The sequence below is a fragment of the Burkholderia sp. Bp9016 genome (genome assembly GCF_003857765.1).
GTDB lineage: Bacteria > Pseudomonadota > Gammaproteobacteria > Burkholderiales > Burkholderiaceae > Burkholderia.
On the sequence record NZ_QTPY01000022.1, the window covers coordinates 19,128 to 40,387 of the forward strand.

Consider the following 21,260-nt stretch of genomic DNA (forward strand, 5'->3'; position numbering starts at 1 on the left):
ACATGAGGCTGAGGCGCGGACGATGGAAAAACCAGAAAATCATCGTGGTTCTGGGAACGCTGTGGATCATGGGATTCGCGGCGTGGGCGTTCCTGCTGTCGGACCTGCTCGCGACATCGGTCAACGAAGGAGTGCTCGAAGGGCCGCGTGAAGGCGTGTTCTGGACCGCCGCGCAATACCGGAACGTCTATACGCGCTTCGACCGCCAGCTGATCCTCTACGCGACACGCGTGGACGACAACTTCGATCACGTGCAGATGCAGCTCGACAGCCTGTCGGTGTCGTTCGGGTTCCTGCAGCGGCCTTCCGAGGTGTCCGAATACTGGCTGCGCATCCCGCGCGCGCGCGACGAAATCGCTGTGCTCGGCGAATTCATGACGCGCCTGAAGCATGACGTGGCCTCGCTGCGCGACGCGCCGAACGGCGCGCCGCGCGTGATCGACGAGGTCGACCGGTACTGGCCGAAGGTCAACGGCCTCGCGAACTACTTCCGCGCGATCGAGATGGCGCAGCGCGACTTCACGTTCCATCAGCTGAAGGAAAAGCAGCGGGCGATCCTGTCGCTCGGCATCATCCTCGGCGTGATCCTGTGTGCGCTGTTCCTGCTGCTGTTCTATACGATGCGCACGCGCGACGATCTGCTCGAGCGGCAGGACGCGGCGCTCGACGCGGAACGCAAGGCGTCCGATCGCGCGTTCGAGATGATCGAGGCAAAGAACGCGTTCCTCGGAATGGTCAGCCACGAACTGCGCACGCCGCTGCAGGCAATCTGCGGGTCGATCGAGATCCTGCTCGCGCGGCCGCAGTCCGACGCGAACCTGAAGACGATCCGGCGGCTGCAGAATTCCGCGTCGTCGCTCGAAGCACTGGTCAAGGACCTGACCGACTACATCAAGCTGCGCTCCACCAAGCGCCACGCCAAATCGGAGACGGTCGGCATGGCGTCGCTGCTCGCCGAGGTGCTCGATCCGCTGCGCGAGAAGATCGCGGCCAGGCGGATCGAGGTCGTGCAGCAGGTCGAGCCGCATGATCTCGCGATCCGCTCCGATCGCAAGCTGTTGCGGCAGGTGTTGTCGAACCTGATCGAGAATTCGGTCAAGTACACCATCGACGGATCGGTCCACATATCGATCGCGCTCGCCGATGCGCCAGCCGGCCGGCAACTGAAGCTCGCCGTGCGCGACACCGGCGCCGGCATCGCAAAGCAGCATCTGCCGAAAATCTTCGAGCCGTTCTATCGCGCGAACGATGCGGTGGGCCTGCATGTGGACGGGATCGGCATGGGCCTCGCCGTCGTGCGCGAGATCGTGACGACGCTGCGCGGTCATGTGGACGTGCGCAGTGTCGTCGGCGAAGGCAGCGAGTTCGTCGTGACGCTGCCGGCCGACGCGCCCGATGCCGCCGAAACGGCCGGCGACGCGCCCGCATGGACCGCGGTCGCCACGCATCGCGAACGGCGTGCGCTCGTCGTCGACGACAACGACAACGCGCGCGAGACGCTCGGCGCGATGCTGTCCGCGCTGGGCCTCGACGCCGATCTGTGCGGCACCGGGCACGCGGGCGTCGCGCGCTTCAACGATGCGCATTACGACCTCGTCGTGCTCGATCTCGAACTGCCGGACCTGAGCGGCTTCGAAGTCGCGCGGCGGATCCGCATGGCCGCCCAGCCGAACGACGACGGGAAGTTCCCGGCGCTCCTGGGCGTCAGCGCGTACGAATCGGCCGCGCTGCGCGAGAACCAGCGGGTGTTCGACGCATTCCTGCCGAAGCCGGTTCACTTGAGCGAACTCGGCGCACTCGTCGAGAAGCTGCTCGGCTGATCGAGGCGGGCATGGCTGCGTGCGGCGTTGGCCGCCCCGCTTCAGCCCGGCGCCCGCGCCTACTCGCCGATCAGATGCAGCACGATGTCGCGCCGGTGCGGCGCGCGGCGATGCTCGAACAGGTAGATGCCCTGCCAGGTGCCGAGCACCATGCGTCCGTGCTCGACCGGGATCGACAGCTGCACCTGCGTGAGCGCCGTGCGCAGATGCGCGGGCATGTCGTCGGCACCTTCGGTGTCGTGCTCGTAGCGCGTATCGTCCTCGGGCGCGAGTGCCGCGAAGTAGCGTTCGAGATCGCGCTGCACCGACGGATCGGCGTTCTCCTGGATCAGCAGCGACGCGGACGTATGGCGGCAGAACACGGTCAGCAGGCCGGTGCGGATCGCATGCTGGTCGACGAATGCCCGCACCTGCGGCGTGAACTCGACGAGGCCGCTGCCGCGCGTATCGACACCGACGTGCGTGATGGCCTGTTGCATGATCGCGACCTCAGGCGAGCGCGGCGAAGCCGTCGGCTTCGATCTGCTTCGCGTCGGCCGGGCGCACCACGCGCGCGACTTCGACTCCGTCGCGCAGGAACACCAGCGTCGGCCACAGCTTCACGCCGAACGAGCGACCGAGCGGGCGGCCCGGGCCGTCCTCGATCTTCAGGTGCCGCACGGCCGGATGCGCGGAGAACGATGCGACGATCGCGGGCTGCGTGCCCGCGCAGATGCTGCACCAGTTCGCGCCGAATTCGATGACGGTGGCACCGGTCAGTGCGTCGACTTCCGCGCGTGTCGGTGCGTTGGCGGTGTAGCGTTGCTCAATGTCCATCGGGCCCTCGTGTGCAATGGCGGCGTGGCCGCTGCACGCCCGTGCGGGCTGCGTTCGCGGCCGGCGGTCTCCCACTCTAGCGGAAAAGCGCGCGCGATGCCGAGGGCGCGCGTGCCGTGCCGTCCGGGCGGCACGACCGGAATCCGGAGCGCCGCGCGGACGGGCCAGGATGCGCGCCGACACGAACCAGACCCGCCGGACCGCCGGCGAAACGCCGCGCGGCACGGTCCGCCACGCCATCGGATAAGATACGGCCGGCCATGCTGATTGGCCCATGACCGAACCGACGGAGTGTTTCCAGTGATTCAACCGACCCAAGTATTCAAGGACAATCTCGCGCAACTGCCGGCCATCGACGGCGTCGCGCGCATCGATCTCGTCGGCGCGAACGGCGACGTGGTCGCCAGCATCGAGAACCAGCCGGGCAAGCAAGGCTCGCTCGCGGTGTACAACTATCTGAAGCAGGCGTTCGGCACGCTCGACGCGAAGGCCGCGGAGCACGGCCTCGCCGTGTTCGCGGAACACACCGCCGACGCACGCAACCGCCCCGGCGCGCACCCGAACGTCGATCGACTGCTGGCGATCGTCGACGGCGGCGAAGCGCTGCGGATCGACGTGGTCGCGAAGGACTGAGCCGCGCGCGACGGGCAGGCACCCTGCCACCCTCTTTTCCCGGAGATCACGTGCCCCGCATTCATGCCCAGCCGTTTGCCCGCCGCTTCGCATCGATCGCGGCACTCGCGTGCATTGCGGTCAGCGGCGCGGCGGCGGCCGATACGCTGCGGACGGCGTCCGATATCGCCGGCGCGTCGCTGGTTCCGCTCGGCGCACTGCCGCGCTCGCCGGAGAACGGCTCGCTCGACGAATTTTGCGCGCGATATCGCGTGAAGGCCGCTACCGCGGCCGGCCGCGACGTCGCGAAGCTCGGCTGGCTCGTGACGTCCGAGGCGCCGCTCGGCCGCTACACGGTCGTCACGTTCGCGAGCGGGTTCAAACCGGGAACGAGCGCGATCTGTTATGCGCGCAACGCCAACATCGGCGTGTTCGACGGCACGGCGCTCGTCGCGCTCGGCTACACGGCACGGGCGGCCCACTGGCAACTCGGCTCGGTCGATCAGCTCGAAAGCGGCGCGCTGCTGGTCTGGGGCGGCGACGGCCCGGCGCCGCCCGTCGGCGAGCTGCGCGAAGAGAACGGCGGCTTGCGGCTGACCGCGGTCTCCGCCGAACGCACGTACTGTCACGGGCGTGCGGTCGTGCCCAACGTGTACGGCAAGCCGCTCGATGCGGCACGCAAGATCCTGATCTCGCATGGCTGGCAGCCGCTGCGCCCGCATGAGACGCCGGACTCGATGGACGGCGCGGCAACGCTCGCGAAACACGGGATCATCGAAGCCGAAGCATGCTCGGGCACCGGCATGGGCTATTGCGCGCTGCGGTATCGAAGCACGGCCGGCGTGCTCGGCGTGACCACGGTCGGCGGCGAGCCGGACACGCCGTCCGCGAATACCGTGATCGATTACCAGGTGGCTTGCCGGAAGCGGTAACCGGCGCGGACGATCGAGCCGGCGTCGTGCGGGCACCGTCCCGGCAATCAGCGGAATCCATCGGACACCCGCCGTGCCGGGGTGTCGAACCATCGACCGCTCGGTCGATTGACCCTCGTCACCGACGCTCCTAAACTGACCTCCCTTTCACGCCTCTCCAGCCAAAAGGGACTCCGATGCTCGACCTCTCCACGCTCGCGCTGTTCTCCGGCGCGTGTCTCGCGCTGACCGCCACACCGGGCCCCGACATGCTCCTGATCGCATCGCGCAGCGTCAGCCAGGGCCGCCGAGCGGGATTCGCCACGCTCGCCGGCATCCAGGCCGGCACGTACTGCCATGCCCTCGCGGCCGCGCTCGGGCTGTCGCAGCTCTTCGTCGCGGTGCCGATCGCCTATGACGCCGTGCGCTTCGCGGGCGCGGCCTATCTGCTGTATCTCGCATGGAAGACGTTCCGCTCGGATGCGACCGCGCTGTCCCCCGTTGCGTCGAAACGCCGCCGCTCGACCGTCGCGATTTTCCGTCAGGGGCTGACGACGAACCTGCTGAATCCGAAGATGGCGCTGTTCGTGCTCGCGTTGTTCCCGCAGTTCGTGCGGCCGGAGCACGGGTCGATCGCCGTGCAGATTCTCGTGCTCGCGACGGTGCTCAACCTGATCGGAATCGTCGTCAACGGTGCGGTGATTCTGTCCGCGAGCCGGCTGAGCCAGCGGATCGGCGCGCGCCGCCGGCCGTCGAAGCTGCCGCAGTATCTGCTCGGCACGGTGTTCGTGGGGTTGGCCGCGCGGCTCGCGGTGGCCGGGCGGCACTGACGCTGTCGCCGGCTGCAATCGCCCCGGGGCGGTTCTTTCAACAGGCGTTGTCCGCGCTGACACCGCATCGCGCCTCGCGCGCTTCGGTCCGCACGAATGCAGCCGGGCCTTTCCCCTTTTAGTCGAGCCCCCCGAGCGACCTAATAACGTCTGGAACGCGACCGGCCGCCTGCATTCGCAGTCGCGGCCGGAAATCGCGCTTGCGCCTGCATAACATATTTGTTACTGCGCTGGCTACTGCGTATGAGATTCAGTTCTTCAATGCGCGCGTAGAAACGGGCGTTATCACGTTACCGAAGACACTGCTCGCCCGTTTTTTCGCGCTCGCCGACCGCATGGAGCAGTACGGCCCGAACCTCCGCGAGCCGCACACCCAGTCGATGGGCAACGGGCTGTACGAAATGCGACTCAAGGGCGCCGAAGGCATCGCCAGAGTGTTCTACTGCGCGATCGTCGACCGGCGTATCGTCATGCTTCATTGTTTCGTGAAGAAGACGCAAAAGACGCCACGGAAAAAACTGGAAACCGCGCGCCGCCGACTGAAGGAGGTTCAAGATGGCAACGTATAAGGCACTGCGCGAGCGCGCTTTGTCCGACCCCGAGGTGCACGCCGAATACGAACGACTGAACCGCGAAGACCTCACACTGCTCGACGCGATGCTGGCTGCGCGGCGCGACGCCGGGCTGTCGCAAGCCGATGTGGCCAAGCGCATGGGCACGAAGGCACCGGCGGTGACGCGCCTCGAGCGCGCGCTCGCAACGGGCCAGCATTCACCGTCCATCGATACGTTGCGCAAGTACGCAACCGCTTGCGGCAAGAAACTCGTGATCTCGTTCGCTTGAGTCGCCGCACCCGGCCGGCGGATCATGAACGACGAAGCATCCGGGTCGACAAGCAAGCGCACCTCGCGCGAGTGGTGATGGCCGCGAGCATGTCAGCCGCCGTGTCGCACATCCGCTGCATGCGGGAGAGGATCGATCCGCGTCGCCGGGTAGCGGATTCCGATGCCGGCGCACGACAAGCAACAGGCAACGAGCGAACGGCGTTCAGCGATTTGCGCCGAGCGCGACGCGCAGCCGCTCCATCAACCGCGTGTAATGCTCCAGCACGTCGGCCTTGTCGGTCACGTTCGCGGTCGAGAAACGCTCGGCCCATGCCGGCTTCCATTCATACGTGCCGTGCACGCTGCGGTCGCCGTCCGGCGCCTGGATCAGCGAACGGATCCGCGCATCGCGGCCCGGCCCCGTGTGCATCTCGAACAGCGCGTGAATGAACGTGTGATACGCGTCGTACACGTCGTCGTCGAACAGGTAGCGATAGATGTGAAACGTGCGGTCGAGCTCGCGCTTCGCGCGAATCACGTCGTCCGGCGAGATGTCTTTCCAGTAGCCGATCCACGTGTAGAAGCACAGCAGCGCATTGAGTTGCGGCGCGACCGTGTCGTACAGCGTGAGCCGCTTCTCGATCAGCCGCTGGTTGGTCCACTGCACGAGTTCGAGCCGCTTCAGCCGGCGCGCGACGAGCCAGCCGAGACACGCGACCGACAACGGCGTCAGCACGCCGAGCACGAGCTTGACGATTTCCAGCGAATTCCACGGACTGTTGAATGGCTGCATGCGCGACCCGACGAGAAAACGCACCGACCTGCGAAGAACGTCGCGCATCGCGCCCGTCCGATCGCCACGCGGTTGACCGTTAGTTGCTTGCGCGCGGAACGCCGGAGAGCGATGCATCCGGTGTGCGGCGAAGCGGCTTGTCCCGCCAGTTTATCGGGCGATTGTCACCGGCCGATGACCATGCTTGCCGCCTTCGCCATCCGCCCGCAGCGCGTTACGTCGGCAGCGCCGACGTGAGTTTGATCTTCTGCATCGGGATGTCGGTCTTCACGCTCAGCACGCCCGGAATGCGCGTCAGGTATTCCATCTGGAAGCGCCGATAGTCGTCGATGTCGGCCGCCACCACGCGCAGCAGGAAATCGCAGTCGCCGGCCATCAGATGACACTCGACGACTTCCGGCATCTGCTGGACGGCCTCGGCGAAGCGGTTCACGGTTCCCGCGTCCTGCCCCTTCAGCCAGACGCGCGTGAAAATCGTCAACCCCTTGCCGACCTTCGCCGGGTTCAGCACGGCCACGTATTTCTCGATCACGCCCGCTTCCTCGAGCAGCCGCACGCGGCGCAGGCACGGCGACGGCGACAGCCCGACCTCGTGCGCGAGTTCCACGTTCTGCATGCGGCCGTCGCGCTGCAGCGCGCTCAGGATCCGGCGGTCGATAGCGTCAAGCTTCATTGGCACCAAATTCCAAAAAAATCTCGAATTACACATTCAATGCCAAATTCTCCGGAATATCTGGCCACAACGCAATCCGATTCGAGTCAAAAAAGCAGACAATCCTCCCCCCAAGGAGGAGTAATGAGCAGTAGCGTTTCAACGTCGTCCGGGCTTCGCGACAAGCCCGCCTATGTCGCCGAGATGGGTCGCGGATTGCGCGCCGCGCTGCCCGTCATGCTGGGTTTCGTGCCGTTCGCGCTGGTGCTCGGCGCGCAGGCCGCGCAAAAAGGGCTGAGCCTGTTCGAAGTGCCGATGATGACGGGCCTGAACTTCGGTGGCGGCTCCGAATTCGCGGCGATCCATCTGTGGACCTCGCCGCCGCACATCGCGCTGATCGTCGCGATGTCGTTCCTCGTGAATTCGCGCCACATCCTGATGGGCGCGGCGTTCGCACCTTACATCCGGCGCCTGCCGCGCCGCCGCGCGTTCGCCGCGCTGTTCTTCATGTGCGACGAGAGCTGGGCGATGTCGCTCGCCGACGCGCGCTCGCGCTCCGCCACGCATATCAGCGTCCCGTATTACGCCGGCGTGTGTTCCGGGCTGTACCTGACGTGGATCTCGATGACGACGCTCGGCGCGGCGGTCGGCCCGACGATCGGCAACGTCGAGCAGTACGGCTTCGACATGGCGTTCACGGCCGTGTTTCTGGTGCTGCTGCGCGGGATGTGGAAGGGCCTGCGCGCGAGCCGTCCGTGGTTCGTGAGCCTCGTCGTCGCGGCGGCCACGCATCTGGCCGTGCCCGGTGCGTGGTACGTCGCGGCCGGCGCATGCGCGGGCCTGATCGCCGCGCTGCTGTGGGAGCCGCGCGATGCTGCCTGATTTCGCGACGGTGGCGACCATCGTGCTGATGGCGTCGACGACCTACCTGTCGCGCGTGCTCGGCTACGTGCTGCTGCGCAACCGCACGCTGAGCCCGCGGATGGCGTCGGTGATGGAGAACGTGCCGGGCTGCGTGCTGATCTCGGTGATCGCGCCGGCCTTCGTGTCGACGCGTCCGGCCGACCTGCTCGCGCTCGCCATCACGCTGCTCGCGGCGACGCGCCTGTCGATCCTGCCGACCGTGATCGTCGGCGTCGCATCGGCCGGCCTGCTGCGGCATGTGCTCGGGTAACGCGCGAAACGCGGTTCCGACCCGCCGGACGGGCGGTTTTTCGAATCGGGGAACGGGCGCGCCATGCGCCCGTTTTCGCATGCAGGTGCCGCGTGCGGCCGCGCTCGACACGACACGCGTCGCGACGGGATGCTAGCCTTGCGGATGTACCCGCGATGCCTTTCCCCTCTCACTGCCTATCTCACCGCCTATCCGCGAGGATCGTCCCGATGCAAGAAACCCGCCCGCTGTTCGACCGCGTCCTGCTCACCAACGACGACGGATTCGACGCCCCCGGCCTTGAAGTGCTCGAGCAAGTCGCCACGCAACTGGCACGCGAAGTCTGGATCGTCGCACCGGCCGAGGACCAGAGCGGCACGTCGCATTCGCTGAGCCTGCACGAGCCGCTGCGCGTGCATCGCAAGGGCGAGCGCCGCTTCGCGGTGCGCGGCACGCCGGGCGATTGCGTCGCGATCGCGGTCAGCCACCTGATGAAGGACGCACGGCCCGACTTCGTGCTGTCCGGCGTGAATCGCGGCGCAAACCTCGGCACCGAAACAGTGTTCTCCGGCACGGTCGGCGCCGCGATGACGAGCATGCTGGTCGGCGTGCCGGCGATCGCACTGAGCCAGGCGTTCAGCGACCGCAACGCGGTGCCGTGGAATACGGCGCTCACGCATGCGCCGGACGTGATTCGCCGGCTCGTCGCGGCCGGCTGGGACAGCGACGCGTGCCTGAACGTGAACTTCCCGCCGCGGCCGGCCGACGACGTGCGCGGCCTGAAGGCGACGAATCAGGGCGCCGGCACGCTGCAGGGCGTCGAGATCGTGTCGGGGCGCGATCCGCGCGACATCGAATACCACTGGCTGAAACTGGCCCGCGGGCCGCGCGACGACGATGCGAATTCGGAAACGGTCGCACTCGGCGAAGGCTACATCGCCGTCACGCCGCTGAAGTTCGAACGCACGCACGACCAGGCGCTCGCGCGGCTGCGGTCGAATCTCGGCTGACCCCGGGACCTGCGATCGGTGAAACCGCCCGGCGGCTCCGCCGCCGGCGGTGACGCGGGCACGAGGCGGCCGCGTCGCATCAACCGCCCTGATCGCGCCGACCGCCTCAACCCTCGGTCACGTCAGGTTCATTCCCCCGTCGAGCATCACGATCTCGCCCGTCACGTAATCGGACGCGACGAGCATCGCAACCGTCTGCGCGACGTCGTCCGGCGTCGCCGCGCGGCGCATCGGTGCCCGCTCGCGCCAGAGTTGCTGCGCTTCAGTCCAGTCGGCAGTCAGCGGCGTATCGACGAGCCCCGGCGCGACCGCATTGACGCGAATCGCCGGCGCGAGCGTGCGCGCCAGCAAGCGTGTCGTGTGATTGAGCGCGGCCTTGGCCGCCGCATACGGAATCGACGCGCCCTTCGGCCGCACGCCCGCATGCGAGCTGACGTTCACGACGCAACCGGCACGCCCGCTCGACGCCGCTTCGAGCAGCGCAGGCTGCGCTTCGGCGACGAGCCGGAATGGCGCGATCACGTTGATCTCGTGCATCTCGCGCCATACGTCGGGCGTCGCGGCGGCGAGATCGTCGTGCGGAATCACGCGGCTGACGCCCGCATTGTTGACGAGCACGTCGAGGCGGCCGTGCACGGCGAGCGCGTCGCGGATCAGCCGCACGCGTTCCGCATCGTCCGCGAGATCGGCCTGCACGTAGGCTGCACCGAGTTCGCGCGCCATCGCGCGGCCCGTGTCGGCGGAACCGCGCGAATGCAGGATCACAGCGTAACCGTCCGCCGCCAGGCGGCGCGCGATGGCCGCGCCGATCCCGGACGTCGATCCGGTGACGAGCGCGACGGGCCGCTGCACGCGCGCCGCACGCGGCTCGGCGACGGTTTCGGTGTCAGGTTCCGTTTCGGGAATCGGTGCGTTCATCGGCGGGTGCGGCGCGTCCATGGCATGAAATCCTGTCGGTGGCGTTCCCGCATCATAAGCGCGACGCCGCGAGCGCGAGCGAACGTGCCGGCAACTGCCATCCGGATCGCGCGGAAGGGATCGCGCGGGAAACGGTGCGCGCCCGGCGGGCAAGCGAACGCGCGCTCAGGACTGCGCAGGCAGTTCGACGAAGTCTTCGAGTTCGCCGGCGATATGCAGCCGCTTGCCGATTCGCGGGTATTCGCACACGTCGTGTTCGAGACGCTGCCCCACGATCAGCAGTTCGAGCGGCGCATCGCCCGTGTTCTCGAGCATGTGTGCTTCGCCGCCGCGCGGGAAGCCGAGGAAGTCGCCCGCGCCGATGTCGTGACGGCGCTCGCCGATCGTGACGACGCCCGTGCCGGACAGCACGTAGGCGCATTCCTCTTCGTACAGGTGACGGTGATACTCGGACGACTCGCTGCCCGGCATCAGTGTGAGCAGATGGGTACCGATCTGCGTGAGACCGGTCAGGTCGCTGAGCGGTCTTTTGAGGAGAACGGCATTGGGATTCAGCGAATGCACTGCGCGCGTCGGCTCCATCTTCGCGATGTCAGCAGCTTTCAGCAGTTCCCGGGGAGGTGTCGTGGACATGGGGATCTCGCCAGCGTGAATGCAGCGGTTGAACGCGCCGCCCGGGCGGGCACGGCACACATGCCGCGCCATTGTCCGACATTTTCACGCAGACGAGAAACGCGTCCGCACGCGTTGCCGCGCCCCGCTACCGCGCGCAATCGGCCAGCAGGTTCGCGAGCACCGACGCGCCTTGCGCGAGGTGCCGCGGATCGGCATCCTCGGCCTCGTTGTGGCTCAGGCCCGCCTTGCACGGGACGAACACCATCGCGCTCGGCGCGACGTACGACAGGTTCACCGCATCGTGCCCCGCGCCGCTGCACATCTCCAGATACGGATAACCGGCGGTCACCGTCGCCTGCCGCACGCGCTCGACGCAATCGGCATCGAACACCACCGGCTCGTATTCGGCGATGGTCTGCACCTGAACCTGCGTGCCGCGCAGCGGGATGCGCTCGCGGCAGATCGCCTCGATATCGGCGACGAGCCGCTGCAACGCCGGCTGCGACGGATGGCGTACGTCGACGCTGAAGCGCACCAGCCCGGGAATCGTGCTCGGCGAATTCGGCTGACACGCGACGTGGCCGACGGTCACGCGCGCATCGGCATCGAACGCGTGCCCATGCTCGACGATCGCGGCGATCATCGCGGCCGCCACGCCCATCGCGTCCCGGCGCACGCTCATCGGCGTCGTGCCCGCATGCGACTCGAAGCCGGTCACCGTGACGTCGAGTTCGTAGATGCCCTGCACGCCGGTCACGACGCCGATCGGCACACCGGCATTCTCCAGCACCGGGCCTTGTTCGATGTGCGCTTCGAAATAGGCCTTCGGCATCTGCCGCTCGCGCTCGCAGCCGGCGAAACCGGTGCGCGAGAGTTCGTCCCCCAGCAGCACGCCAGTCTGCATGCACGGCCGGGCCAGCGCGTAGTCGAGATCGAGCGTGCCCGCATAAACGGCCGAGCCCATCATGCCCGGCGTGAAGCGCGAGCCCTCTTCGTTGGTCCACGCGACGACGTCGATCGGATGGCGCGTGACGACACCATGCTCGTTCAGCGTGCGAATCGCTTCGAGCCCGGCCAGCACGCCATAGACGCCGTCGAAGCGGCCGCCGAGAGGCTGCGTGTCCAGATGGCTGCCGCACATCACGGCCGGCGCGTCGGGCTGCGTGCCGGGCCGGCGCGCGAACACGTTGCCGATCGGATCGATGCGGATTTCACACCCGGCTTCCTCGCACCAGCGGATGAAGCGTTGCCGGCCGAGCACCTCGTCGGTACTCAGCGCCAGTCGGCAACTGCCGCCGCGCGCGGTCGCACCGATCGTCGCCATCTCCATCAGCGAATCCCACAGCCGTTGCTGGTTAACGAGAATCATCGTGGCCGCTCCTGAAAAGCTCCGAGCATATACACTCGATTCGATAAGAAAAATCCAAGATTTCGTTGTGTGCGATAACTTCCTCTTGTCACCCCATGAAGCTCAAGCAGCTCAATGCGTTTCTCGCGGTCGCGGAACACCGCACCATCCGCGGCGCGGCCCGCGTGCTCGGCGTTACGCAGCCGGCCGTCAGCAGCATCGTGCGCGAGCTCGAAGCGGAGCTCGGCGTGCCGCTCGTGATGCGCAGCGTCAAGGGCGTCGCGCTGACCGACTACGGCAGCGCGTTTGCGATTCGCGCGCGGCTGATCGTCGAGGAGATCCAGCGCACGCACGACGAAATCGAGCAGTTGCGCCTCGGCACGAGCGGATCGGTGGCGATCGCGGTCAGCCCGACCGTCGCGCTCACCATCCTGCCGCGTGCGTTCGACGCGTTCACGCGCAAGCTGCCCGGCGCGACCGTGAACGTCGACGATGCGCTGACCGCGACCGATCTCGCGCGGCTGCGTGACGGTTCGCTCGATTTCATCGTTACCCATCAATTGTCGAACGCGCTGCCGGATCCCGACGAATTCGCGAGCATCGCGCTGTTTCGCACGGCGTTCGTGGTCGTCGCCCGAGCCCGGCATCGGCTCGCGCGTGCGCGTTCGCTGCGCGAGCTGGGCGACGCGCAATGGTGTGTGCCGCGTTACGGGGAAGGCGGCGACGATCTGGTGCACTCGATCTTCACGCCGCACGGGCTCGAAATACCGAAGCGGGTGCTGCACTGTCCGTCGTTTGCCGCGACGCTCGGGCTCGTGTCGCAGACGGACGCGCTCGGCGTGTTCGCTCGGCCGCTGGCGGACGTCGAGCGCAAGTCGCGCGGCATCGTCGCGCTCGATCTCGCCGAGCCACTGCCGGCGTTGACCGTCGCGATCGTGATGCGGCGGCATGCGTTGCTGACGCCGGCCGCGCTGCATCTGATCGAATGCCTGAAGGCGGCCTCGGCGAGCCTGCCGGGGAAGGATGGCGACGGCGCATAACCGACGAAGCGCGACCGAAGCGCCACGCCCGGGCCGCACGCACCGCCACCGCCCAACTCAACCCGTGTGCACGCCGCGCAGCTTCGTCAGCAGTGCGACGAGACGATCGACGTGCTCGTCCTCGGTGCGCCACGACGACACGCTGATCCGGAACGCCGGCCGCCCCTGCCACACGGTTTGCCCGAACCACACGTCGCCCGAATCCTGCGCGGCCTGAAGGATCGCGAGCGTCTCGTCGTCGGTGCCGGCGCGCACGAGCACCTGATTCAGCACCACGCGATTGAGCACGTCGTAGCCGGCCGCGCGCAGCCCGTCCGCGACGCGCGACGCCTGCGCGCAATGCCGCTCGACCATCGTCGCCACGCCGGCGCGGCCGAGCGAGCGCAACGCGGCCCAAACGGGAATGCCGCGCGCGCGCCGCGAAAATTCGAGGTTCAGGTTCTTCTGCGCATCCTGCGCGCCGCTCAGGTAGACGGCGTCGCTATTCATCGCGGTCGCGAGCGCGGCCGCGTCGCGGCAGATCGCCATCGCGCCGTCGTACGGCGTGTTCAGCCATTTGTGGCCGTCGGTCGTCCAGCTGTCCGCGCCGTCGATGCCGTCGGTCAGCGCACGCTTCGCCGATGCGCGCGCCCACAGGCCGAACGCGCCGTCCACGTGCACCCATGCGCCGGCGGCTTTCGCGCGCGGAATCAGCGTCGCGAACGGATCGAACTCGCCGGTGTTCACTTCGCCGGCCTGCACGCACAGGATCGTCATGTCGTCGAGCGGCGGCAATTGCGCGGGATCGATGCGGCCATGCGTGTCGACCGGTGCGACGATGAGGCGCTTCATCCCGAAACCGAGCACGCGCAGCGCCTTCTTCACCGTGATGTGCGCGAGTTCGGAGAGCACGACCTTCACTTCGGGCGCGCCGATCAGGCCGTCCTCGTCGACATTCCAGCCCTTGCGCGCAAGCAGCGCGCGCCGCGCGGCGACCAGCGCGACGAGCGTACAGGCCGTCGCGCTCGTGCCGAAGCCGACCGCGCTGCCTTCGGGCAGCCCGAGCACGTCGACGACCCAGCGCGCGGCCTGCCGCTCGATCGTCGCGGCCACCGGCGAATTCGCGAACGACGACGCGCACTGGTCCCACGCGAGCATCAGCCGCTCGGCGGCGGCCGCCGCGGGCAGCGTCGCGCCGATCACGAAGCCGAAGTAGTTCGGGCCGTTCGATGCGACGGTCGCGGGCGTGCCCTGCTCGTCGAGCAACCGCAGCACGTCGTCGGCCGGGCGGCCCGTATCGGGCAGCGGCTCGTCGAATGCGGCCAGCCCGGCCAGCGCGGCGGCGTCGGGATACACGCGCCGTTCGTCCGTCGATGCGAGGTAGTCATGCGCGCGCCGGTCGGCGTCGGCCAGCAGGGCGAGTTCATCCATGTCGATTGCCTCTGTGAGGATCAGAGTTGCAGGAGGTCGCGGCCCAGTCGATGCAGCGCATCGTCGATCCGCTTGTAATACGTGAACTTGCCGACGCGCGTCGCCCGGACAAGCCCGGCATCCGCGAGGATGCGCATGTGGCGCGTGGTCGTCGCCGGCGCGATGCCGAGCTTCTCGGTGATGTAGGTGCAGCACACGCCGAGTTCGTCGAAGTCGCCGTGCGGCTGCGGCGGAAAATGCTTGCGCGGCTGCTTGAGCCAGCGCATCACGGCCAGGCGGCTTTCGTTGGCCAGTGCGCTGATGCGGGTGACGTCGTCCATGGGTTCGGCCTCGTTTAACGTTTTTAATATTAGCTAAATGACGAAACGTAAGCAACGGGTTGTGTGGATGGTGTGTACGTTCGTCGCCGGGGTCGGGCCGGGCCGGACGTCGAAGCATCGCATCCGACACGGTGACGTCGAAAACCGGCATTGGAGCGCGCCGGATCCGGCGCGACCGGGTGCTGATCTCGACCAAGACGGGCCTGCCGACCGGCGACGGCCCGAACGACGCCGGCACGTCGCGCGCGCGGCTGATCCGTGCGGTGGACGACGCGCTGCGCCGCCTCGACACCGACTACATCGACCTGCTGCAGCTTCACGCATTCGACCGGGCCACGCCGGTCGAGGAAGCGATGTCGACGCTCGACGACCTGGTGCGCGCGGGCATGCTGCGCTACATCGGTGTGTCGATTTTTGCCGGCTGGCAGATCATGAAGTCGCTCGCGGCGGCCGATCGCCACGGCTGGTCGCGCTGCGTCGCGAGCCAGGTCTACTACTCGCTCGTCGGCCGCGACTACGAATGGGACCTGATGCCGCTCGGCGCGGACCAGGGTCTCCGCGCGCTGGCGTGGAGCCCGCTCGGCTGGGGCCGGCTCACAGGCAAGGTCCGGCGCAACGCGCCGCTGCCCGAAGGCAGCCGTCTGCACGACACGGCCGGCTTCGGCCCGCCGGTCGACGAAGGACGGCTGTACGACGTGGTCGATGCACTCGATGCACACGATGCGATCACCGCGGAAACCGGCAAGACCGTGCCGCAGATCGCACTGAACTGGCTGCTGCAGCGCCCGATCGTGTCGTCGGTGATCATCGGCGCGCGCAACGAGGCACAGCTGCGCCAGAACCTCGGCGCGGTCGGCTGGTCGCTGACCGACGCGCAGATCGCGACGCTCGACGCGGCGAGTGCGGTCGGAGCGCCGTATCGGTACTTCCCGTATCGCCGGCAGGACGCGTTCGCGCGGCTCAATCCGCCGATGCGCGGGTAAGCCGACGAGCGCGCCGCGGCACCCCTACGCGCCAGCCATCACCGTCCGGCCAGCACGCGGTCGATCATCTCGCCGATCCGGCGCGCGAGCGCGTCCATCCGCTCGGCCGGCACGCCGCCGTAACCGAGCACGAGCCCGTTGTAGTCGTGCGCGGTGCCCGGCAGGCAGAACGATGACAGCGGCCGCAGGATCAGCCCGTGCGCCTGCGCGACGCGGCTCAGTTCCGTGTCGGCCACCGGCACGTCGAGCCGCGCGGACAGGTGCATGCCACCCGCGCCGCCCGACACCGTCAGCCGCGTGCTCAGCCGCCGCGCCAGCGCGTCGTGCAGCGCGTCGCGCCGCTCGGCATACACGCGGCGCATACGCCGCAGATGCCGCGTGAAATGCCCGGCGCCGATGAAATCCGCGAGCGCGCGCTGCTCGACCGCGCGGCCGTGCAGCATCGTCGCGCCGGCCGCGTCGCGCAGCGGCTGCGCAAGCGCTGGCGGCACGACCATGAAGCCGAGCCGCAACGCGGGAAACATCACCTTGCTGAAGGTGCCGAGATAGATCACCGGCGCGTCGTCGGCGAGCCCCTGCACGGCCGCGTGCGGCGTGCCGTGGTGGCGGAACTCGCTGTCGTAGTCGTCCTCGACGATCCACGCGCCGGCCGCACGCGCGTGCGCGACGAGCGCGAGCCGCCGCTCCAGGCTCATCACCGCGCCGAGCGGATACTGGTGCGACGGCGTGATGTAGACGAGCTTCGGCGCACGAGCGCGCCAGTCGTCCGGATGCGGCGCGAGCCCCTGCGCATCGACGCCGATCGGCTCGACGCGCAGGTCGGCCGCGAGAAACGCGTTGCGCGCGCCGTGGTAGCCGGGGTTCTCGATCCACGCGACATCGCCCGCGTCGGCCAGCGCGCGGGCGCACAGGTCGAGCGCACCCTGCGTACCGTCGGTGACGATCACCTGCTCCGCGTCGCAGCGCACGCCGCGCGACGCGCGCAGATAACCGGCGATCGCGTCGCGCAGCACCGCATCGCCTTCCGCCGGCTGGTAGCCGAGCTGCGCCGGCCCGGCCGCGCGCCATGCGCGTTCGATGCAGCGCCGCCATTGCGCAAGCGGAAATTCGTCGACGGCCGGCGCGCCCGGCATGAACGGCAGCGACTCGTCGAGACCGCTCGTCGCGCGCTCGGTCCGTGCGACACGTCGCGACAGCACCGTCGTATCGCCGGCCCGCGCCGCGGCAGCGGCCTGCGACCCGCGCAAGCCCATCCGCGCCACCACCGTACCCTGCCGCGTACCGGCCACGAACCCTTCCGACGCGAGCCGCTCGTACGCGTACAGCACCGAATTGCGCGCGATGCCGAGTTCTCCGGCCAGCGTGCGCGACGCGGCGAGCCGCGCGCCTTCGGCGATCCGGCCGCTCAGAATCGCATCGCGCAAACAGGCATACAGCCGCTGCTGCTGCGACATCCGCGTGACCGTGTGCGGCCCCGCTTCACGCTCGAAGGTCGACAGCAGCACCGCGTAATCCATCGTGGCTCCAGAAAGGGGAAGTGTCATGGGTCTACACATGGTGCCACGAACTTTCTATCGTAGATGCCTGCTCCCGTTTCCGGCCACGCCGGGAACGCTTGATTCCATCCTCGAGAGGTTCGCGACCATGAACGCTACAGACACCAGCCTGACCGTACGCCCGGTGCGGGAAGACGATTTCGACAACTGGCTGCCGCTGTGGGACGGCTACAACCGCTTCTACGGCCGCTTCGACGACACCGCGCTGCCGCGCGAGATCACGCAGCTCACGTGGTCGCGCTTCTTCGACGGCTACGAGCCCGTGCATGCGCGTGTCGCGGAACGCGACGGCCGCCTGGTCGGGCTCGTGCATTTCCTGTATCACCGCAGCACGACGCTCGCCGGCCCGACCTGTTACCTGCAGGATCTCTTCACGCTCGACAGCGAGCGCGGCAAGGGCGTGGGCCGCGCATTGATCGAAACCGTGTACGACGCCGCCCGCGCGCATCGCGCCGAGCGCGTGTACTGGCAGACGCACGAAACGAATCACACCGCGATGCGGCTCTACGACACCGTCGCGGAGAAAACGGGATTCGTGATCTATCGAAAGGTGTTGCCGCGTTGATCACGCAGCACGCTGCGCGGCCGCGGGGAATTCAATCCAGCGGCCGTGCCTTGATCCACAGAAACAGCGGCACGCGCGACCACTGCTTCAACGGGTCCGTATCCGCGCGGTCGGGCAACGGCTCGCGCAGCGACACGATCGCAAAACCGGCCGCCTCCAGCGCATCCATGTAAACCTGAAGCGGCAACGACCAGCCCGCGAAGTGCATCGACAGTCCATCGCGGGTTTCCACACCCTCGAAATGCGCGCTGCCGAAATACGTGCCTTCGAGCACGAACGGCGCGTCGGGCTGCGGCCCCGCGAAGCGGCCGCGATCGCGAAACGGATGCACGAGCGACACGAACAGCAGCCCATCCGGCTTCAGCACGCGGCGCGCCTCGCGCAGCGCAGCCGGCATGTCGTCGAGATCCATCAGCACGTTGTACGCCATCACGATGTCGAAGCCGGCCGGATCGAACGGCAGCGACGCGGCGTCGAGCATCGCGGGAACCGCATCGCTCGCCGTCACGTCATAACCGAGCGCCTTCAACTCGCGGCTCACGCGGCCCTCGCCGCAGCCGATCTCCAGCGCGCGGCCGGTTCCGCGACCGATATATGCGGCAAGCCCCGCCCGATATGTCCAGAACGCATCGTGGCCCGGTCTGCCGGCCCAGTCGATCCATTGGTCGGCGACATACGTCCAGTGTTCGGTGATGGTCTTCGTGTCGGTCATCTGCGCTTCGGTTCAGTGTAAGGTGCGTCGGCCCGGAAGGCGATGGTAAGCCGGAGCGGCCGCGCGCGTGCGCGCGGTTCGAGCGCGGCCCGGCTTGCGTCGGCTCGCGCCGGCCGGTTTCCGTTTCCGGGGGCGACGTTCTACAGTTACGAGAAACCCCGTGCTCCATCGCTCATCGTCGCCGCTCGACGATACGCACCCGATTTCGAGGAAAGTCCATGCCGAGTATCGTCTCCGGTCCCGCCAGTCTCCCGCCGAGCCCCGTCGCCGCCGAAACGCGCATGGTGCACGACGTCGCCACGCTGCAGCCGTCCGACTATCGTTCGCCCGACGGTGCGTCGTGGGTCATCGCCACCGTCACGCCCGCCAGGGACAGCGGCGAGATCGTCACCGGCAACACCTACTTCGACACCGCGAAACAGCAGACCGTCGCGGTGCCCGATGCACGCCGCCGCTACGCGAACCGCGGCACGTGGCAGGTCGTCGCCAGTTCGAGCCCGTCGGTGCCGGCCACCGGCCGTTACGACTGGCTGACGCTCGCGTGGCTGGCGATCAACCGGCGGCCGCTGCCGCAAACGCCCGAGCATCTGTATTCGCCGTTCATTCACGGCGGCACGATCGTCTATCGGTGGGACCCGGCCGCACAGGGCGGCGAGCAGTTCGGCAACGTGCGGATGATTTTTCCGGAATGGCAACAGCAGGTGGCGGCGGTGCTGCAAGCCGCTCCCGCCGACGGCGCGCAAGCGGCGCTCGCGTCGCAGGTATCGGCGCTCGACCGCGCGAAGCAGGACAGCAATCCGATGGCCGCCGTGCTCGACTTCGGCAAGGCCGTACAGGAAGAACCGGCCGACCGGATCGCGTCGAAGCTGCCGGCATTGCTGCGCGCGAACGATCTGCACGAGGTATCGGCAATCGTGTACCAGTGCCTCGCCGCGTCACGCGAGGAGGACCGGCCGCGCCTCGTCGAAGCGATCAACGGCTCGATCTTCTCGTTCGACGACAGTGCGCGCCTGCTCGCGATCGCCTACGGTGCGTTCGCAGCCGGCCGGGTGCGGCCGCGGCCGTTCAACGATCCCGCGCAGACGGCGCGCATCAACGACGTATTTACCGCGTTGAAGCAGCGAACGGCAGCGCTGCACGTGCCGGTTGCCGCCGGTTCGCCGTGGGCCGAGTTCTTCACCGCGTACCGGCTCGGCGGCTCGGCGGCTCGCTCCAACGGCCACGGGATGTGACCCGCGCGGGCATGCACGATCTTCGGTTCGACCCGATACTCGGGATGCCTGCTTGAATGCGACGTCGTCCTGAATGCCGGAGCGCGCATACGCGCGTCTCATCCGTCGAACGATGCGCGCCGCGCGCCGGCGCAGGAAAAACCCGGAACCCGCGCGCATGACGCGGGGTCGAAACGTGACATGACCGCCGGTCGATCCCCCATCCCCAGCCTTTCCTTCCCATGTTGAGCATCGGTCCCTTTTCGATCCGCGTCGTCGCGGTAGCCGCCGCCGCGCTGCTGGCGTGGCTCGTCGCGCGCTTCATGCAGCGCCGCCCGCCGGACGGCCAGCACAAGACCGCGTCGAGCCTGATCCTCGACGTGCTGCTGTTCGGGCTGATCGCCGCGCGTGTCGGCTACGTCGCACAGTGGTGGCGCGACTATGCGGCCGCGCCGCGATCGATCGTCGCGCTCGGCGACGGCGGCTTCGACTGGCGCATCGGCATCGCGGCCGCGCTGGTGTTCGCCGCGTGGCGGCTGCATCGGCTGCCGGCGCTGCGCCGCCCGGCGGCAGCCGGCATTGTCGTGGGGCTCGCGGCATGGGGCATCGCACAAGGCACGCTCGCGACGCTGCAGCGCAGCGCGCCGCCGTTCACCGCGATGCGGCTCGACGCGCTCGATGCGACGCCCGTGCTGCCGCAACGCTATGCCGGCAAGCCGGTCGTCGTGAACCTGTGGGCGACGTGGTGTGCGCCGTGTCGGCGCGAGATGCCGATCCTCGAGCAAGCGCAGCGCGATCACCCGGACATCACGGTGCTGATGCTCAACCAGGGAGAAGACGCGCAAGCGGTGCGTGCGTTCCTCGAGCAGCAGGGTTTGCGCTTCGACAACGTGCTGCTCGATCCTTCGCTGCATGCGATGCACGCGTACGGATCGCGCGGATTGCCGACGACGCTGTTCTTCAACGCGAACGGCGAACTCGTCGAGTCGCACATGGGCGAGATCACTGCCGCGCGGCTGAAGGACACCCTCTCGCGGCGATTCGGGCGGTGATGCCCTTCGGCCGCGTAAATACAGCCACGTGCGCCAAACGGCCGTTCACGATCGAATGCGTGAAACCGCCCACGGCAGCGTAGCGGCGCATGGCCCTGCGCGCGCCGCG

General features: G+C 68.1%; 24 protein-coding genes and 1 pseudogene. 14 read left to right on the forward strand and 11 right to left on the reverse strand.

Annotation, left to right across the window (positions count from 1 at the left end):
• The first annotated feature begins 8 nt into the window (after positions 1-8).
• Positions 9-1,820, forward strand: coding sequence for a hybrid sensor histidine kinase/response regulator AtsR (atsR, locus tag DIE13_RS24435; RefSeq protein WP_124829756.1), 1,812 nt, complete (start codon positions 9-11; stop codon positions 1,818-1,820).
• 59 nt (positions 1,821-1,879) lie between these two features.
• Here the strand turns inward: atsR and DIE13_RS24440 are convergent, their stop codons facing one another.
• On the reverse strand, positions 1,880-2,299 hold the full coding sequence (locus tag DIE13_RS24440) for a secondary thiamine-phosphate synthase enzyme YjbQ (RefSeq protein ID WP_124829674.1): 420 nt from the start codon (positions 2,297-2,299) through the stop codon (positions 1,880-1,882).
• Positions 2,300-2,309: 10 nt separating this feature from the next.
• Positions 2,310-2,636: a thioredoxin family protein gene (locus tag DIE13_RS24445; RefSeq protein ID WP_124829675.1), complete on the reverse strand. Its 327-nt coding sequence runs from the start codon at positions 2,634-2,636 to the stop codon at positions 2,310-2,312.
• Positions 2,637-2,936: 300 nt separating this feature from the next.
• On the opposite strand from DIE13_RS24445, the gene DIE13_RS24450 reads away from it, so the two are divergent.
• The 5 genes from DIE13_RS24450 (at position 2,937) to DIE13_RS24470 (ending at position 5,832) form a co-directional block, all read left to right on the forward strand.
• The gene (locus tag DIE13_RS24450; RefSeq protein ID WP_124829676.1) at positions 2,937-3,269 is read left to right on the forward strand and encodes a DUF2322 family protein; all 333 of its coding nucleotides are present in this window, start codon (positions 2,937-2,939) and stop codon (positions 3,267-3,269) included.
• Positions 3,270-3,319: 50 nt separating this feature from the next.
• Positions 3,320-4,180: a PASTA domain-containing protein gene (locus DIE13_RS24455; RefSeq protein WP_124829677.1), complete on the forward strand. Its 861-nt coding sequence runs from the start codon at positions 3,320-3,322 to the stop codon at positions 4,178-4,180.
• A gap of 176 nt (positions 4,181-4,356) precedes the next feature.
• Complete coding sequence (locus DIE13_RS24460; RefSeq protein ID WP_124829678.1) at positions 4,357-4,989, forward strand: LysE family translocator; 633 nt, start codon at positions 4,357-4,359, stop codon at positions 4,987-4,989.
• A gap of 200 nt (positions 4,990-5,189) precedes the next feature.
• Positions 5,190-5,558, forward strand: coding sequence for a type II toxin-antitoxin system RelE/ParE family toxin (locus tag DIE13_RS24465; protein ID WP_233410065.1), 369 nt, complete (start codon positions 5,190-5,192; stop codon positions 5,556-5,558).
• The gene (locus DIE13_RS24470) at positions 5,545-5,832 is read left to right on the forward strand and encodes a helix-turn-helix domain-containing protein (protein ID WP_124829679.1); all 288 of its coding nucleotides are present in this window, start codon (positions 5,545-5,547) and stop codon (positions 5,830-5,832) included. The genes DIE13_RS24465 and DIE13_RS24470 overlap by 14 nt, the downstream gene beginning before the upstream one ends.
• Positions 5,833-6,036: 204 nt before the next feature.
• Here DIE13_RS24470 and DIE13_RS24475 read toward each other — a convergent pair whose 3' ends face one another.
• Together DIE13_RS24475 and DIE13_RS24480 are read right to left on the reverse strand one after the other, a co-directional pair.
• Positions 6,037-6,606, reverse strand: coding sequence for a hypothetical protein (locus tag DIE13_RS24475; RefSeq protein WP_124829680.1), 570 nt, complete (start codon positions 6,604-6,606; stop codon positions 6,037-6,039).
• Between the two features lie 214 nt (positions 6,607-6,820).
• On the reverse strand, positions 6,821-7,279 hold the full coding sequence (locus DIE13_RS24480) for an Lrp/AsnC family transcriptional regulator (RefSeq protein ID WP_098554569.1): 459 nt from the start codon (positions 7,277-7,279) through the stop codon (positions 6,821-6,823).
• Between the two features lie 123 nt (positions 7,280-7,402).
• Here DIE13_RS24480 and DIE13_RS24485 point away from each other — a divergent pair, with 123 nt between their 5' ends.
• From DIE13_RS24485 to surE, 3 genes are all read left to right on the forward strand, one after another.
• Positions 7,403-8,140 carry an AzlC family ABC transporter permease gene (locus tag DIE13_RS24485; protein WP_124829681.1) on the forward strand — a complete coding sequence of 246 codons (738 nt, stop codon included), beginning with the start codon at positions 7,403-7,405 and terminating at the stop codon, positions 8,138-8,140.
• Positions 8,130-8,432 (forward strand): AzlD family protein, encoded by a 303-nt coding sequence (locus DIE13_RS24490; protein WP_390679495.1) that lies wholly within the window; start codon positions 8,130-8,132, stop codon positions 8,430-8,432. Before DIE13_RS24485 ends, DIE13_RS24490 begins: the two co-directional genes overlap by 11 nt.
• 209 nt (positions 8,433-8,641) lie before the next feature.
• Positions 8,642-9,421, forward strand: a complete 780-nt coding sequence (surE, locus tag DIE13_RS24495; RefSeq protein WP_124829682.1) for a 5'/3'-nucleotidase SurE — start codon at positions 8,642-8,644, stop codon at positions 9,419-9,421.
• Positions 9,422-9,538: 117 nt separating this feature from the next.
• Here surE and DIE13_RS24500 read toward each other — a convergent pair whose 3' ends face one another.
• The 3 genes from DIE13_RS24500 to DIE13_RS24510 form a co-directional block, all read right to left on the reverse strand.
• The gene (locus tag DIE13_RS24500; protein WP_124829683.1) at positions 9,539-10,360 is read right to left on the reverse strand and encodes an SDR family NAD(P)-dependent oxidoreductase; all 822 of its coding nucleotides are present in this window, start codon (positions 10,358-10,360) and stop codon (positions 9,539-9,541) included.
• A 144-nt stretch (positions 10,361-10,504) separates the two neighbouring features.
• A complete protein-coding gene (locus tag DIE13_RS24505) occupies positions 10,505-10,972 on the reverse strand; it encodes a cupin domain-containing protein (protein WP_124829684.1) in 468 nt (155 codons plus the stop codon).
• A gap of 127 nt (positions 10,973-11,099) precedes the next feature.
• Positions 11,100-12,323 carry a Zn-dependent hydrolase gene (locus DIE13_RS24510; protein WP_124829685.1) on the reverse strand — a complete coding sequence of 408 codons (1,224 nt, stop codon included), beginning with the start codon at positions 12,321-12,323 and terminating at the stop codon, positions 11,100-11,102.
• 95 nt (positions 12,324-12,418) lie between these two features.
• Here DIE13_RS24510 and DIE13_RS24515 point away from each other — a divergent pair, with 95 nt between their 5' ends.
• Positions 12,419-13,342: a LysR family transcriptional regulator gene (locus DIE13_RS24515; RefSeq protein WP_124829686.1), complete on the forward strand. Its 924-nt coding sequence runs from the start codon at positions 12,419-12,421 to the stop codon at positions 13,340-13,342.
• Positions 13,343-13,399: 57 nt separating this feature from the next.
• Here DIE13_RS24515 and DIE13_RS24520 read toward each other — a convergent pair whose 3' ends face one another.
• Positions 13,400-14,752: a pyridoxal phosphate-dependent decarboxylase family protein gene (locus tag DIE13_RS24520; protein ID WP_124829687.1), complete on the reverse strand. Its 1,353-nt coding sequence runs from the start codon at positions 14,750-14,752 to the stop codon at positions 13,400-13,402.
• Between the two features lie 20 nt (positions 14,753-14,772).
• Positions 14,773-15,072, reverse strand: coding sequence for an ArsR/SmtB family transcription factor (locus DIE13_RS24525; protein WP_040139054.1), 300 nt, complete (start codon positions 15,070-15,072; stop codon positions 14,773-14,775).
• Positions 15,073-15,233: 161 nt separating this feature from the next.
• Here DIE13_RS24525 and DIE13_RS24530 point away from each other — a divergent pair.
• Positions 15,234-16,055 (forward strand): annotated as a pseudogene (locus tag DIE13_RS24530) (aldo/keto reductase); the annotation flags it as partial.
• Between the two features lie 38 nt (positions 16,056-16,093).
• Here DIE13_RS24530 and DIE13_RS24535 read toward each other — a convergent pair.
• Entirely contained in the window at positions 16,094-17,572 is a 1,479-nt protein-coding gene (locus DIE13_RS24535; protein WP_124829759.1) for a PLP-dependent aminotransferase family protein, read from the reverse strand.
• Between the two features lie 127 nt (positions 17,573-17,699).
• On the opposite strand from DIE13_RS24535, the gene DIE13_RS24540 reads away from it, so the two are divergent.
• The gene (locus tag DIE13_RS24540; RefSeq protein WP_124829688.1) at positions 17,700-18,176 is read left to right on the forward strand and encodes a GNAT family N-acetyltransferase; all 477 of its coding nucleotides are present in this window, start codon (positions 17,700-17,702) and stop codon (positions 18,174-18,176) included.
• A 31-nt stretch (positions 18,177-18,207) separates the two neighbouring features.
• Here the strand turns inward: DIE13_RS24540 and DIE13_RS24545 are convergent, their stop codons facing one another.
• Positions 18,208-18,888 carry a bifunctional 2-polyprenyl-6-hydroxyphenol methylase/3-demethylubiquinol 3-O-methyltransferase UbiG gene (locus tag DIE13_RS24545; RefSeq protein ID WP_124829689.1) on the reverse strand — a complete coding sequence of 227 codons (681 nt, stop codon included), beginning with the start codon at positions 18,886-18,888 and terminating at the stop codon, positions 18,208-18,210.
• Positions 18,889-19,106: 218 nt separating this feature from the next.
• Between DIE13_RS24545 and DIE13_RS24550 the strand changes: the two genes are divergently transcribed.
• On the forward strand, positions 19,107-20,120 hold the full coding sequence (locus DIE13_RS24550) for a hypothetical protein (protein WP_124829690.1): 1,014 nt from the start codon (positions 19,107-19,109) through the stop codon (positions 20,118-20,120).
• A 221-nt stretch (positions 20,121-20,341) separates the two neighbouring features.
• Entirely contained in the window at positions 20,342-21,151 is an 810-nt protein-coding gene (locus DIE13_RS24555; RefSeq protein ID WP_124829691.1) for a TlpA disulfide reductase family protein, read from the forward strand.
• Positions 21,152-21,260: the final 109 nt, after the last annotated feature.

Excerpts from the sequence above, each read along its gene's own strand:
- DIE13_RS24440 (WP_124829674.1), bottom strand. The coding sequence starts at position 2,299 with ATGCAACAGGCCATCACGCACGTCGGTGTCGATACGCGCGGCAGCGGC.
- DIE13_RS24445 (WP_124829675.1), bottom strand. The coding sequence starts at position 2,636 with ATGGACATTGAGCAACGCTACACCGCCAACGCACCGACACGCGCGGAA.
- DIE13_RS24460 (WP_124829678.1), top strand. The coding sequence starts at position 4,357 with ATGCTCGACCTCTCCACGCTCGCGCTGTTCTCCGGCGCGTGTCTCGCG.
- DIE13_RS24470 (WP_124829679.1), top strand. The coding sequence starts at position 5,545 with ATGGCAACGTATAAGGCACTGCGCGAGCGCGCTTTGTCCGACCCCGAG.
- DIE13_RS24475 (WP_124829680.1), bottom strand. The coding sequence starts at position 6,606 with ATGCAGCCATTCAACAGTCCGTGGAATTCGCTGGAAATCGTCAAGCTC.
- DIE13_RS24480 (WP_098554569.1), bottom strand. The coding sequence starts at position 7,279 with ATGAAGCTTGACGCTATCGACCGCCGGATCCTGAGCGCGCTGCAGCGC.
- DIE13_RS24485 (WP_124829681.1), top strand. The coding sequence starts at position 7,403 with ATGAGCAGTAGCGTTTCAACGTCGTCCGGGCTTCGCGACAAGCCCGCC.
- DIE13_RS24490 (WP_390679495.1), top strand. The coding sequence starts at position 8,130 with ATGCTGCCTGATTTCGCGACGGTGGCGACCATCGTGCTGATGGCGTCG.
- surE (WP_124829682.1), top strand. The coding sequence starts at position 8,642 with ATGCAAGAAACCCGCCCGCTGTTCGACCGCGTCCTGCTCACCAACGAC.
- DIE13_RS24500 (WP_124829683.1), bottom strand. The coding sequence starts at position 10,360 with ATGGACGCGCCGCACCCGCCGATGAACGCACCGATTCCCGAAACGGAA.
- DIE13_RS24505 (WP_124829684.1), bottom strand. The coding sequence starts at position 10,972 with ATGTCCACGACACCTCCCCGGGAACTGCTGAAAGCTGCTGACATCGCG.
- DIE13_RS24510 (WP_124829685.1), bottom strand. The coding sequence starts at position 12,323 with ATGATTCTCGTTAACCAGCAACGGCTGTGGGATTCGCTGATGGAGATG.
- DIE13_RS24515 (WP_124829686.1), top strand. The coding sequence starts at position 12,419 with ATGAAGCTCAAGCAGCTCAATGCGTTTCTCGCGGTCGCGGAACACCGC.
- DIE13_RS24520 (WP_124829687.1), bottom strand. The coding sequence starts at position 14,752 with ATGGATGAACTCGCCCTGCTGGCCGACGCCGACCGGCGCGCGCATGAC.
- DIE13_RS24525 (WP_040139054.1), bottom strand. The coding sequence starts at position 15,072 with ATGGACGACGTCACCCGCATCAGCGCACTGGCCAACGAAAGCCGCCTG.
- DIE13_RS24535 (WP_124829759.1), bottom strand. The coding sequence starts at position 17,572 with ATGGATTACGCGGTGCTGCTGTCGACCTTCGAGCGTGAAGCGGGGCCG.
- DIE13_RS24540 (WP_124829688.1), top strand. The coding sequence starts at position 17,700 with ATGAACGCTACAGACACCAGCCTGACCGTACGCCCGGTGCGGGAAGAC.
- DIE13_RS24545 (WP_124829689.1), bottom strand. The coding sequence starts at position 18,888 with ATGACCGACACGAAGACCATCACCGAACACTGGACGTATGTCGCCGAC.
- DIE13_RS24550 (WP_124829690.1), top strand. The coding sequence starts at position 19,107 with ATGCCGAGTATCGTCTCCGGTCCCGCCAGTCTCCCGCCGAGCCCCGTC.
- DIE13_RS24555 (WP_124829691.1), top strand. The coding sequence starts at position 20,342 with ATGTTGAGCATCGGTCCCTTTTCGATCCGCGTCGTCGCGGTAGCCGCC.